The sequence below is a fragment of the Lentzea sp. NPDC054927 genome, from assembly GCF_053610285.1.
Window position 1 is genome coordinate 44,237 of sequence record NZ_JBSGXZ010000025.1, and the last position, 12,864, is coordinate 57,100.

Here is a 12,864-nt window from a genome sequence, read left to right on the forward strand (position 1 = left end):
CTGGGGCTTTCTACGGTTCGGGGAGCCTGTTGCCGAGCGGCTCGTCCACGTCCACTTTGGACACACCGCTGATGAGGTACGCGTCTTCCACTTTGTCCACCGGCATCTCGGCCCGCAGGTAACCGATTCTGGGATCCCGCGACTCGACGGTCGCGCCCAGCTTCGTCAGTGCCTGCTCGACCTCCTCGTCGCGTCCCGGCTGCACGGAGATCATCAGTGGCACGGTGAGGTGGCCGTCGCGCTTCGCCTGCTCGATCCGGTTCTTGTCCGGTTTCGCTGAAGACACGACGGGGACCTCCGCGTACGGCACGGTTGGGACCCCGTTCGTACCACAGCTTCCGAGAGCCAGCGCGCAAAACGCGACGGCGAGCGGTCTTCTCATGTGGCAAGGACGGAACGGGCTGCGCGGCCGGTTGCATCCCGATCGGCAGATCACGCAGAAATGGCGGCTACCAGGAGTTCCGGGTTCGTGACGTGTGCGACGTGACCCTGCCCGGCGAGCGTGACCAGCCGGCCGCCGGTGTCCCGCACGACGTCGCGCGCGGCCGGTCCGAAGAGGTGGTCGGTGTGCTCGCCGACGATGACCGTCACCGGGACCTCCAGCTTCGGTGGTTCGTAGCGATAGTCGTCGACCAGCGTCAGCTCGCGCCACGTCGTGTCGAGCATGTCCTGCGCCTCGAGCCAGCGTTCCGGATCGGTCTCGCGGAACGCCTGCTCACCCGCAAGGTCCGTGACCATGATCTCCAGTGCGCGGTCGCGATCGCCCCTGCTCAGCGCCTGTCCGAAGCGCTTCACCGTCGCGCTGTCGAGGTGGATCGCCGGCTCGTACAGCACGAGTGCGGTGAGGTCGTCGCGTTCCTGCGCGGTCAGCAACGCGATGAGCCCGCCGTAGCTGTGCCCGATCAGGGTAGGCCGCTCGTGCCGGTCGAGCACCGCGTGCAGGTCGTCGATCTCGGTGCGCAGGCTGTAGTCGTCCGGCAGCGGCACCCCGTTGCGCCCGCGCCGTTCCGGTACCTCCGCAGGTTCCAGCAGGGCTTTCACCAGGTCCCAGTGGGTTGCCACGCTCTGTGCGCCATGAATGATCACGTTCATGTTCGCGACCGTAAGGCTTGACATCAGTGTCAAGGTCAAGACGTGTTGATCGGTGAACTGGCCGCCTCGTGCGGCGTCTCCACACGCTCTGTCCGCTACTACGAGCAGTGCGGGCTCTTGCAGTCCACGCGCTCGTCCAACGGCTACCGCACGTACTCCTCGGGCGACGTCGAAACCGTTCGCCGCATCAAGGCGTTGCTCAACGTCGGCCTGTCCGTGCAGACCATCGCTTTGCTGCTTCCGTGCGTCGTGGACGCCTCACCACGCCTCGACCCGTGTGCTGACCTCATAGCCACCCTGCACGCCGAGGTGGCCCGCCTGGACACCCAGGCCGCCGAGATAGCCCGCTGCCGAGGCCTGATCACCGGCATCCTGGACCGCTCTACGGCTTAGGCCCCGCAAACGCTTGCTCCCGCTGCGCCCCGTCCAGGCTCTCGCCGAACACCCGCGCGTCGGTGTGCTGGTCGCTGGCCGGCTGCTGCCGCGACGTGCTGGTCACCGCACGCGTCCTGACCTGCGGCAACGACCCGCCGTGCTGCCTGCGCACCCAGTCCACCAGGTGTTCCCTGGTGAGGCAGCGGAGATCCCACAGCTTGCCCGCGTCGGCCGCACTCACCAACGCCCGCAGCCGCACGAAACCCTGCGTCGCACCGGTCACCTGCAACACGGACACGCGCCCGTCCCACAGATCGCTGCCCTCCAGCATGGACCGCATCTCCTGCCGCATCGCCTCGACCGGCACCGTCCAGTCCAGATCCAGCTCGACGGTCCCGAGCAACGCCGACTGCGTGCGCGTCCAGTTCTCGAAGGGATTCTTCAAGAAGTACGAGGTGGGCAGCACCAGCCGCCGGTCGTCCCACAGGTGCAGCACCACGTACGTCAGCGTGATGTCCTCGACCCGCCCCCACTCACCTTCAACCACGACAACGTCGTCCAGCCGCACCGCGTCGCTGAACGCGATCTGCATCCCCGAAATCACGTTGCCCAGCAACGACTGCGCCGCCAACGCCGCCACCGCACCGATCACCGCCGCACTGGCCAGCACCGTCGACCCGACCGCCCGCGCACCGGGGAACGTCATGAGGATCGCGCCCACCGCCAGCACACCGATGACCACCAACGTCAACCGCCGCACCAACGTGACCTGCGTGTGCACCCGTCGCGCGTGCCGGTTGTCCGTGACGTCCGTGCGGATCCGCGACAGCGAGATGTCCACGAGCGTGCTGACCAGAGCCGAGAGAAGCCACGCGCCGGCCAGGATCAGCGCGATCCCCAGCGCGTGCAACGTGATCGGAGCGTCCATCGGGTACACGCTCAGGCTTATCTGGGTGGCCAGCAAGGCCCCGAACACCTGGCCCGGGCGGTACATCTTGCCGCTGTGGGTGAAGCGGCGCACCAGCCGATGGATCACCTCCACCACCAGCAACGCGAACGCGATCGAACAGCCGAGCACCACGAACAGCACGTCGTTCCTCCTCCCGTATCGGGGCGGGGTACCCGGTGTCTGGGGAGGGGAACACCATGAATCAGCTCACGAAAGGTGAGAGGCTCACGACATGAGAGCGGTCGTGCGGCACTTCATCAGCCCGGACGTGGACATGGAGGACTTCCGTCCAGACGATCCGGACGACTTCTCCTTCCTGCTGCAGGCACTCGTCGGTCCGGCGGACAGCGAAGGCGAGGAGTCGGTCGAGTTCAACGTGTGCACCCTCGCGAGTCTCACCTCCACCGTGTCGACGCAGCGAGTCCTCTTCGGCAGGTCACTCGTCATCGTCGGAACGTCGAAGATCAGCGAGATCCTCGAGGCGGTTCGAGCGGCGATCGAACGGGTGGAGGGCACGTCCTGGGCCGAGGTCGCCGAGCGCCTGACCCGACTCGGGTACTACGAGTTCGAGGATTGCTCGGAGGCCTAGACGGGCAGTGCGGCCTTGAACAGCCACCGCGTGAGCAGCTCCCGATGCCCCGCCAGCGCCAGGAAGTCCTCCGTGGTCACCACCCCGTGCCGATTCCGCGCACACCACTCCCGCAGCAGCGCGAAGAACGAGTCGTCGCCCATCTCGCGGCGCAACGCGTGCAGCGTCAAAGCCCCGCGCTTGTAGACCCGGTCGTCGAACCAGTCAGCGCGCGGCGGCTGGCCGATCACCAGGTCCTGCGGCAACCGCCGCAACAGATCCCGCGCTCCGGCGGCACAGGCGTCCGCGGACCGGCCACCGGAAGCCTCCGACCACAGCCACTCCGAGTAGCAGGCGAAGCCCTCGTTGAGCCAGATGTGCTCCCACGCGGCAATTCCGACGGAGTTCCCGAACCACTGGTGCGCCAACTCGTGCGCCACCAGCCGTTCGGAGCCGCGCCGCCCGTCGACGTGGTTCGCACCGAACGTCGACAAGCCTTGTGCCTCAACGGGAACGTCCAGCGCGTCATCGGTGACCACGACCGAATAGGTGGCGAAGGGGTAGGGCCCGAACAGCGACGAGAACAACGTGATCATCTGGTTCTGCCGGGCGAAGTCGTGCGCCACGAGCCGACGCAGCCGGGGCGGCGACCACACGCCGGGCAGTGCCTCGACGTACTGCCCGATCTGGACGGTCGCCAGGTACGAAGCCATCGGCGCGGCCATCGAGTACGTCCAGCGGGTGGTGCTGCCGGACACCTTGCCGTCCACCAGAACTCCGTTGCCCACGACCATGTAGGACGACGGCGCGGTCACGTCGAGCAGGTACGAGGCCTTCGAGGCCGGCACGTCCAGGCACGGGAACCACGACGGCGCGCCGAAGGGCTGGGAGGCCACGATGGAGCCGTCGGTGAGCTGGTCCCAGCCGAGGTCGCCCCACTCCGGAGTGGACACCGGCACGGGCATTCCCGAGTAGCGGACCTCGACGGAGAAGGCTCCGCGGACGGCGGCGCGGATGTTCAGGACGCCGCCCGCGTGTGCATAGCGTGCCGGTTTGCCGTTCACCAGCACCTTGGAGACCCGCAACGAGCCGAACGACAAGGAGAACGACGACAGCGACGTGCAGGAAGCCTGCAAAACCGCACGCCCCGAGAGGCGTGCGGAGTGCGGCTTGTAGTCAAGCTCTAGTGCGTAATGGTGTACGGAGAAGCTCATGTCCACGCGGAGATCGGGTTGCCCAGCCAACGGGTTCCCGACGGTACATCCTCTCCGCGCATGACCAGCGAGGCGGGTCCGATGGTCGTGTGCGCGCCGACGGACGCTCCCGGCAGGACGATGCCGTGCGGGCCCAAAGTGGCGCCGGAGCCCAGCGTCACCCGGTCCATCCGCAGGATCCGGTCGTGGAACAGGTGCGTCTGCACGACGCAGCCGCGGTTGACCGACGCACCGGCGCCCAGCGTGACCAGGTCGGCTTCGGGCAGCCAGTACGAGTCGCACCACACGCCACGGCCCACGGACGCGCCCAGCGAGCGCAGCCACAGGTTCATCAGCGGCGTACCACCGGAGAACCCGACCAGCCACGGCACCGCGAGCACCTCGACGAACGTGTCCGCCAGCTCGTTGCGCCACACGAACGCCGACCACAGCGGGTACTCACGCACCTTGAAGCGGCCCACGAGCACCCACTTGGCGATGACCGCCACCAGGCACGCGGCGACACCGGCGCCCAGCAGGATCACGCCGGACCACCAGAGGCCGAACTCCTTCAGCGCGAACAGGACGAGCACGACCAGAGCGACGTTCAGCATCACCGGGACGAACCGGCACAGCTCCACCAGCGCCCGCGCCCACATCAGGTGCTTGGGCGGGTTGTAGGTGCGCGACTGGTCGGACACCTCGGCCGCACGCGGCAGCTTCATCGGCGGCATGCCCAGGTAGGACGAACCGGCTTTGGCCCGCTTCGGCGCCGCCGACAGCACGCCGACGAGCCCGCCCTTCGGGACGTTGCGGCCGGGTGCGGTCATGCCCGAGTTGCCCAGGAACGCGCGCTTGCCCACGCGGGCGGTCGCGATGCGCAACCAGCCGCCGCCGAGCTCGTAGGTCGCGACCATCGTGTCGTCGGCCAGGAACGCGCCGTCGCCCACGCGGGTCATCTTCGGCAGCGCCACCACGGTGGACGCTTCGACGTGACGGCCGACCTTCATGCCGAGCAGGCGCAGCCACACCGGCGTGAACAGCGAGGCGTACAGCGGGAACAGGGCCGTGCGGGCGTTGTTCATCAACCGCTCGGTCGTCCACGCGGCCCACGCGACACGGCTGTGCACGGGGTAGTAGCCCTCGCGCATGCCGATGCCCAGCAGGCGCACGGAAACCAGCACCAGCAGCGCGTAGGTGCCGAACCAGATCGCCGAAGCGACCGGCACGTCCCACAACGCCGACGTCAGCGACACCGGCTGGCGCAGCACGTAGAGCAGGGCAGGAGCCGCCGCCAGCAGCGGCAGCGCGCCCAGCAGGCCGGAAGACACGCCGTACATCAGGTTCCAGAAGTACGAGCGCGTAGGACGACGCGACGGGAACGAGCGCGACGCCTTGCCCTCGCGGGTGGCGGGCACACCGGCCCAGCGCTGGCCCGTCGGCACGGACCTGACGACGCCCGAACCAGGTGCCACCTCTGCCCGCTTGCCGATCCGCGCGCCGGGGAAGAGCGTGCTGCGCGCACCGATCGTCGCGCCGGCGCCGATCCGGATGCGGCCCAGCACCAGCCGGTCGCCGTCCAGCCACCAGCCGGACAGGTCGACCTCGGGCTCGACGGCCGCGCCACGGCCGACCTTCAGCATGCCGGTGACCGGCGGCAGCGAGTGCAGATCGACGCCGGGGCCGATCTTCGCGCCCAACGCCCGTGCGTAGTGCGTGACCCACGAGCCGGAAAGCTCGGTGGCGCGCGACATCTGCGCCAGCATCTCGGCGGTCCACAGTCGCAAGTGGACGGAACCGCCGCGCGGGTACTCGCCGGGCTTCACGCCGCGCAGCAACAGCCGTGCGCCGCCCGCGGAGATCGCGAGACGCCCGGCGGGGCTGATGAACACCGCCCACCCGGCGACGACCCACCACCAGGAAACTGAAGTCCAGCCCAGCACGTTCGAAAGAGCGGTCAGCGCGACGACCCAGCGCGCACCGGAAATGGTGAGCAGCGGGATCATCAGCAGCGTCTGAATCACACCTGCCAGCCGCGGCGTCGGCGCGACCTCGCGCACCTCCGCCGTCTCACCGTACGACTCGAGGCGCCGCGCCAGCTTGTACAGCGTCGGGTTCTGGTAGATGTCCGACACGGAGGTGCTCGGGTACCGCGTGCGGATCATCGAGACCAGCTGTGCGGCGCCCAGCGAGCTACCGCCGGACGAGAAGAAGTTCGCGCCCTCGGACGCAGGCCCGGAACCGAGCACCGCGGTCCACTGCTCCGCGAGCCAGCCCTCGAGCCCGGAGAACACCACGCCCGCGGTGTCCATCGACTCCAGCGGCCACGGCAGCGCGGCGCGGTCGACCTTGCCGGACGTGCGCGTCGGCAGCGTGTCGACGACCGCGATCAACGGCACCAGTGCGGCGGGCAGTTCGGCGCGCAGCTGCTCGACAGCCGCGTCCTGGTCGAACTCACCGTCGACGACCACGTAGCCGACGAGGATCTGGTTGCCGCCACGCGTCGTGCGCACGGCAGCGGCGGCACCCGCGATACCGGGCAACGCCCCCAGCGCGGCGTCGACCTCGCCCAGCTCGATGCGCCGGCCGCCGAGCTTGATCTGCTCGTCCGCGCGGCCGAGGAACAGCAGGCCCTCGGGCTCGGCGCGGACCATGTCACCGCTGCGGTACGCGCGGTCCCAGCCCATGGACGGAAGTGGCGCGTACTTCTCGGCGTCCTTCGCCTCGTCCAGGTAGCGGGCCAGGCCGACGCCGCCGATCACCAGCTCGCCGGACTCACCCATCGGCACGACCTCGCCCTGGGCGTCGACGACGACGAGTTCCCAGCCGTCCAACGGCAAACCGATGCGCACGGGACCGGTACCGGTCATCTGCGCGGCACAGGCGACAACCGTTGCTTCCGTTGGCCCGTAAGTGTTCCAGACCTCGCGGCCCTCGACCGCGAGACGCTCGGCCAGCTCCGGCGGGCAGGCTTCGCCGCCGAAGATGAGCAGCCGCACGTCGTCCAGCGCCTCGACCGGCCACAGCGCGGCCAGCGTCGGAACCGTGGAGACGACGGTGATCTCCTGCTCGACCAGCCACGGCCCGAGGTCCATGCCGGTGCGCACCAGCGAACGCGGCGCGGGCACCAGGCAGGCGCCGTACCGCCACGCGAGCCACATCTCCTCGCAGGAGGCGTCGAACGCGACGGAAAGCCCGGCCAGCACCCGGTCTTCCGGGCCGATCGGCTCGTCCTGCAGGAAGAGCCGGGCCTCGGCGTCCACGAACGCGGCGGCGTTGCGGTGCGTCACGGCGACGCCCTTGGGCTTGCCGGTCGAACCGGACGTGAAAATGATCCACGCGTCGTTGTCCAGCGACGGTTCGCCCGGAAGGCCGAGCGACGGGCCTTGCAGCACAACGGATCGGCCTTCGCCGAGCACCGCGGACACGCCCGCTTCGCCGAACACGAGCTCTGCCCGCTCGTCCGGGTCCTCGAAGTCGACGGGCACGTAGGCCGCGCCCGCCGCGAGGGTCGCCAGGATCGAGACGTAGAGGTCGACGGTCCCGGACGGCACGCGAATGCCGACCCGGTCGCCGACCCCGATCCCGTCGGCCGCCAGCTTTTCCTTGAGTTCCAGTACTTCTGTGATCAATGCGCGGTACGTCAGCGCGGTGGTGCCGTCGTCGACGGCCAGCGCGTTCGGGTGCTGTTCGGCACTCGCGCGCAAGATGTCCAGGAGTGTGCGCGGTGAGGGCGCATCCCCTGCCGTGAACATCGATCGAAAGACAACGGGTTCAGCCGCAATGGTCACGACAGCGTCACTTCTCACCCTCTCGGCAACTGGCAGACCTGCGACTTTACCGCCAGTTAACGGACTACCGCCCTTCGGGGTAGGCACCCTCACAGGTGACTTGAGTCACCGCAACACTTTCGAGTGACTTCTGGCCGGTGTAGCGCGCGAGGTTGAACTCCCGCCAGTCCGGCTCGACGCTGCGTTCTTTCAACCACCGCAAGGCACATGTGCGTTCGTGCTGCGGCAGCCGGAGCAACGCGGGCACCGCGTCCTCGGACAGCTGCGACAAGTACCAGGTGTCGATCTTCTGCGTGGCCTCGAACCGCGACACGTTGTAGTCGGCGACCACCCGTTCGGGGTTCATCACCATGACCGCCAGCAGGAACGCCGTCCCGGTCCCGACGATCGCCTTGGGCAACCAGTTGGCACGCAACGTGATGCCGCCCGCGATCACCAGCACGTAGACAAGAGCCAGCCAAAGCTCGCACGACGCAACGAGCAGCCGCAGCACAGTCCACCCGTAAGCCTGCTGGTAGAACCACATGCGGCTCAACGCACTGGCCACGATCACCAGCGTCAGCACCGCCAGTGAACCGAGCAGAACCCGCAGCCACAACTGTTCCCGCGCCGTCTTCTTCACGGCGAACCGCGCGACACCGGCGATCACCCCGAGCGTGAGAATGGTGACCCACAGCAGCTGCCAGAAGCCGGACCTCGCATACTCCGCGAACGTGACGCCGGCCGTCTTCATCACATAAGCCTCACCACCGAACAAAACCGCGAGCTGAGTCCCCACGAACCCGGTGAACAGCAACACGAGCACGCCGACCGGCAACCCGTAGTCCTTGAGCCGCAACGAGCCCGGCTTGGCCTCCGCGTCCTCGTTGATCTGAGGCGGCGCCGCCACGAGGTAACACGCACCCAGCGCCCCAGCCGCCGCGACCACGCCGTAGAACGTCATCTGCACGTAGACGCCGACGTCGAGGTCCGGCACCAGGCTTTCCAGGAAGTCGTTGAACCCCTTGTCCGCCCCGGCCAGCAACGACCCGAAGACCATCAACAACACCAGCGCCACACCGACCGAGACGAACGGCCTGATGCCGATCGGCCCCCGCTTGCTGAACCCCTTCGCGACCCACGGAATCGACCGCAACCCGCCCAGCCCGACGCCCACCGCACCGAACACGAGCCCCCGCACCGTCTTCCCGCCCGCCATCGCGATCGAACCGCACAGCATCGACGCCAGCAGGCTCAACGGGAAAATCCACTCGGCCGCCCGCAGAAAGCCCATCGCCAGGAACGCGAGCGCGCCCGCCAGCCAGAGCGCCCGCTCGACCGACGGCTTGCCCGCGTAGAACAACACCGCCCCGACCCCGCACAGCCCCGCCAGGAACCAGCCGATGCCGTTGCCGGGCACGGCGAGGAACGCACCGGCCAGGCCCGCGATGAGCCCGATGACCATCACCTGGGCGGGGGCGCCGGTCGCCGGCGGACGCCACCAGGGCATGAACGGAACGCCTGGCGCGGACATGACCACTGCCGCGTTGGGGTAGCGGGGTGGTGGTGCCTGCCACGGCGAGGGTGGGGGGAGGGTGGCGGTGGCGACCTGCGCGGGCTTGGGCGCTTCGGTCGCCTTGACGGGCTTCTCGGCCGCCTTCGCAGGCTTGGGCTCTGCACTCGCCTCGGCCGGGCTCTCGCTCGCCGGCCGATCTTGTCGGACCTCCTGAGTAGGTTGAGTTGTAGGGGTTCCCAGCTCGGGGGTACCCCTGCGAGAGCCTGCCTCGGCGCCTTCCGCAGCCTTTCCCGCCTCACTCTTGGCCTGCTCAGCGCCTTCAGAGGCCTTCGATGCCGCCGCGTCTTCAGCTGCCGCCGCGCCCTCAACCTCCTCGGCAGCCGGCGAACCCCCAGGCTCCGCGGGCTCCCCACCCCCGGAGACAGGCCGGTACCCCACCTTCCGGAAGTGCCGATACCGCCGCCGCGCGGCATCCCCCGATGACGACTCCGAGGAGTCAGGCGATTGCGTCGAGTCAGTCATGTCTCTCTCCCAAGCCCGGAAACGGGCGCGCTTCACCGTCGCACCAACAGCCAGCGGGTGCGAACAAAGAACCAAGTCACAAAACCGGAGTCAAAAAACCGAAGTCGAAGAACCGAAGTCAAAAACCGAAGTCAGCGAGGCAAAGTCACCCGGATGCACGACCCGGGATCCACCACGGCGATCGTCCCGCCGTGCAGGTCCACCACCCACCGGGCGATGGCCAGACCGAGCCCGGTCCCGCCACCCCCCGCCCTCTCCCCGCGGGTGAACCTCTCGAAGATCCGGGACCTGTCGGCCAGCGCGATCCCCGGCCCCTCGTCCCGCACCTCCAGCACCACAGAAGAACCGGCCAACGAACCCGACACGGACACCAACCCCCCGGTGGGTCCGTGTCGGGCAGCGTTGTCCACCAGGTTCACCAACACCTGGTGCAGCCGTTCCCCATCAGCCAAAACCTCGAGATCGCCCGGCACGTCGATCGAGAACGACGCCGCCGGGGCAGCCACCGCCGCCTCGGCCACCACATCGGCCACCAGCGAGGACACCGACAGCACTTCCCGGTTCAGCGACAGCACCCCAGCGTCGATCTTCGACAGGTCCAGCAGTTCGGTGACCAGCCGCCCCAGCCGTTCGGTCTGCGCGAGGGCGGTCTTCATGGTCGCCGCATCAGCTACCGCGACCCCGTCGACCACGTTCTCCAGCACGGCCTGCAACGCCGAGATCGGTGTCCGCAGTTCGTGCGACACGTTCGCGATCAGCTCCCGCCGCTGCTGATCAGCGGCGGCAAGGTCGGCAGCCATCACCGTGAACGCCTCCGCCAGCTGCCCGACCTCGTCCGAAGACGTCGCCCGGACAGACCGCGAGTAGTCCCCGGAAGCCATCGAACGGGCCGCGGACGTCATCTCCCGCAAGGGAGAAGTCATGCCGTGCGCCAGCAACTGTGAGGTCAGCAACCCCAGAACCAACGCGATCAACGTCGTCCGCGGCGGCAACCACCCCGTCACGTAACGGAAGTAGGCGAACGACACGCACCCCGACACCACGATGACGATCCCGAGCTTGAGCTTGATCGACCGCACCGAGTCCAACGGCCGCGGCAGCATGTCGAGCCAGCCCAGAACCGTCTTCACGAAGACACCTTCTTCTGGGGAACCTCCAGCGCGTACCCGACCCCGTGCACGGTCCGGATCAGGTCGGCTCCGAGCTTGCGCCGCAACGCCTTCACGTGACTGTCGACGGTCCGCGACGACGCCCCCTCGTGCCACCCGCACGCCTCCGCCAGCAACCGTTCCCGCGCCTGCACGGCGGAAGGCCGCTCGGCCAGGAACACCAGCAGGTCGTACTCGGTGGGCGTCAGATGTGCCTCGACACCCGCCCGGCGCACGCGGCGCCCGGCCAGGTCGATCACCAGATCCCCGAGCTCCATGGACGTGGACGAAACAGCCCGGGAGACCCTCCGCAGCAGCACGTGCACCCGCGCCGCCAGCTCACGCATCGAGAACGGCTTGGTCAGGTAGTCGTCGGCCCCCACGGCGAGCCCGACCAGCAGATCGGTCTCGTCGCCCCGCGCGGTCAGCATCAGCACCGGCACCGACCGCGACGCCTGGATCCGCCGGCACACCTCGAGCCCGTCGAACCCCGGCAGCATCACGTCCAGAACCACCAGGTCAGGCACGAACGAGGCCGCCATCGCGACTCCGGAAGGCCCGTCATGAGCCACCGACACCACGAACCCCTCGGCCCGCAGCCGGGCGGCCACGGACTCGGCGATCGTGATGTCGTCCTCCACGACGAGCACCCGGCGCTGACCTGTCATGGCGGCGACTTTATGGGCATGTCGTGGAGGACGCCGGGACAAGTTGTGAAGATCGTGTGCAGAAGCCGGACAGTTACCCGGCGGTTACCGGAAGCGGGAACCTCAGCACTGTTAACAACGCGAACCATCTCCTTAGGCTCCGAACATGGCCGGGCTCACCTCGCTCTTCGATCCCGACTCCGCGACCTGGTTCGGAACGGCGTACGCCCGCGGTGACGTGCAGGGCGCCCACGCGTACGCCTACAACGGACTGGAGGGCGTGGTCGCGGCGGTTGACCAGGCAGTGCGTGACGGATGCCCCGTCGTCGGCTGCTGGCGTCCCACCTCCCGCACCGACATCGAGGACACCGGCCGGGCGTTCGCGGCCATGACCCGCGCGTCCGGCTGGATTCCCCAGATCGCGATCGTCTTGGAGCGCCTCCAAGGCACCGACGCCTACGGCCCGGCCCTCAGCGACGTCGTCATCTCGAACGACCCGGAGATCGCCGACGTCCTCGTCGCCGCCGAGCCCGAGGCCGTCCGCACCGCCCGTCAGGTCGTCGACCTGCTCGGCCGGCAGGGCACCTTCAACCCCGTTCTGAACGGGGGCCCGTCGCTGTTCGACGCCGGACCACTGCACCTCGGCGCCAGCCACGCTCTCCGCACCAGCCTCGGCAGGCTCGGCGGCCGCACGGTAGGCGTCGCCGAGCAGTCCGGCCCGCTCGACGCCACAGCCGTGGAGAAGGGCGCACGGTTCGTCCGCATGTGCGACGCGTTCGGCATCCCGCTGATCGCCGTCGCCGGCGCCCAGGACACCGGCGACGAGGTCCGCGACGGCGCCAAGCTGCTGCACGCGTTCGCGGAGAGCGTCGTCCCGAGGATCACCCTGGTCACGGGCACCGCGAACGTCACCATGAACGCCCGCTCGCTCGGCGCCACCAGGGTCTTCGCCTGGCCGGACGCGCGGCACGACGGCGTCGACGCGGTCGTCGAACCGCACGACACCCGCCGCGTCCTCGTCGACGCCTTCGCCCAGGCACCGGTCCGCAGAGGACACCACCGCAACATCCCGTTGTAGGTTCGC

At 68.7% G+C, this 12,864-nt stretch carries 11 protein-coding genes; 3 read left to right on the plus strand and 8 right to left on the minus strand.

Annotated elements, in window-relative coordinates:
- Positions 1–10: 10 nt before the first annotated feature.
- Both ACWGE0_RS28045 and ACWGE0_RS28050 read right to left on the minus strand, forming a co-directional pair.
- Entirely contained in the window at positions 11–286 is a 276-nt protein-coding gene (locus ACWGE0_RS28045) for a hypothetical protein (RefSeq protein WP_452263878.1), read from the minus strand.
- 146 nt (positions 287–432) lie between these two features.
- Positions 433–1,092 carry an alpha/beta fold hydrolase gene (locus ACWGE0_RS28050; protein ID WP_452263879.1) on the minus strand — a complete coding sequence of 220 codons (660 nt, stop codon included), beginning with the start codon at positions 1,090–1,092 and terminating at the stop codon, positions 433–435.
- A gap of 42 nt (positions 1,093–1,134) precedes the next feature.
- Here ACWGE0_RS28050 and ACWGE0_RS28055 point away from each other — a divergent pair, with 42 nt between their 5' ends.
- Positions 1,135–1,485 (plus strand): MerR family transcriptional regulator, encoded by a 351-nt coding sequence (locus tag ACWGE0_RS28055; RefSeq protein ID WP_452263880.1) that lies wholly within the window; start codon positions 1,135–1,137, stop codon positions 1,483–1,485.
- On the opposite strand, the gene ACWGE0_RS28060 is transcribed toward ACWGE0_RS28055, so the two are convergent.
- Positions 1,475–2,557 (minus strand): mechanosensitive ion channel family protein, encoded by a 1,083-nt coding sequence (locus tag ACWGE0_RS28060; protein WP_452263881.1) that lies wholly within the window; start codon positions 2,555–2,557, stop codon positions 1,475–1,477. The genes ACWGE0_RS28055 and ACWGE0_RS28060 overlap by 11 nt on opposite strands.
- A gap of 91 nt (positions 2,558–2,648) precedes the next feature.
- Between ACWGE0_RS28060 and ACWGE0_RS28065 the strand changes: the two genes are divergently transcribed.
- Entirely contained in the window at positions 2,649–3,005 is a 357-nt protein-coding gene (locus tag ACWGE0_RS28065; RefSeq protein ID WP_452263882.1) for an Imm8 family immunity protein, read from the plus strand.
- On the opposite strand, the gene ACWGE0_RS28070 is transcribed toward ACWGE0_RS28065, so the two are convergent.
- The 5 genes from ACWGE0_RS28070 to ACWGE0_RS28090 all read right to left on the minus strand — a co-directional run bounded on the left by ACWGE0_RS28070 (position 3,002) and on the right by ACWGE0_RS28090 (position 11,801).
- Positions 3,002–4,198 carry a M1 family metallopeptidase gene (locus ACWGE0_RS28070; protein ID WP_452263883.1) on the minus strand — a complete coding sequence of 399 codons (1,197 nt, stop codon included), beginning with the start codon at positions 4,196–4,198 and terminating at the stop codon, positions 3,002–3,004. The genes ACWGE0_RS28065 and ACWGE0_RS28070 overlap by 4 nt on opposite strands.
- A complete protein-coding gene (locus ACWGE0_RS28075) occupies positions 4,195–7,932 on the minus strand; it encodes a Pls/PosA family non-ribosomal peptide synthetase (protein ID WP_452263884.1) in 3,738 nt (1,245 codons plus the stop codon). Before ACWGE0_RS28075 ends, ACWGE0_RS28070 begins: the two co-directional genes overlap by 4 nt.
- Positions 7,933–8,032: 100 nt before the next feature.
- Positions 8,033–9,481 (minus strand): DUF4153 domain-containing protein, encoded by a 1,449-nt coding sequence (locus ACWGE0_RS28080; RefSeq protein ID WP_452263885.1) that lies wholly within the window; start codon positions 9,479–9,481, stop codon positions 8,033–8,035.
- A 635-nt stretch (positions 9,482–10,116) separates the two neighbouring features.
- Positions 10,117–11,088, minus strand: coding sequence for a HAMP domain-containing sensor histidine kinase (locus tag ACWGE0_RS28085; RefSeq protein WP_452263944.1), 972 nt, complete (start codon positions 11,086–11,088; stop codon positions 10,117–10,119).
- 23 nt (positions 11,089–11,111) lie between these two features.
- A complete protein-coding gene (locus tag ACWGE0_RS28090; RefSeq protein WP_452263886.1) occupies positions 11,112–11,801 on the minus strand; it encodes a response regulator transcription factor in 690 nt (229 codons plus the stop codon).
- Positions 11,802–11,946: 145 nt separating this feature from the next.
- Here ACWGE0_RS28090 and ACWGE0_RS28095 point away from each other — a divergent pair, with 145 nt between their 5' ends.
- Entirely contained in the window at positions 11,947–12,858 is a 912-nt protein-coding gene (locus ACWGE0_RS28095) for a carboxyl transferase domain-containing protein (protein WP_452263887.1), read from the plus strand.
- Positions 12,859–12,864 lie beyond the last annotated feature (6 nt).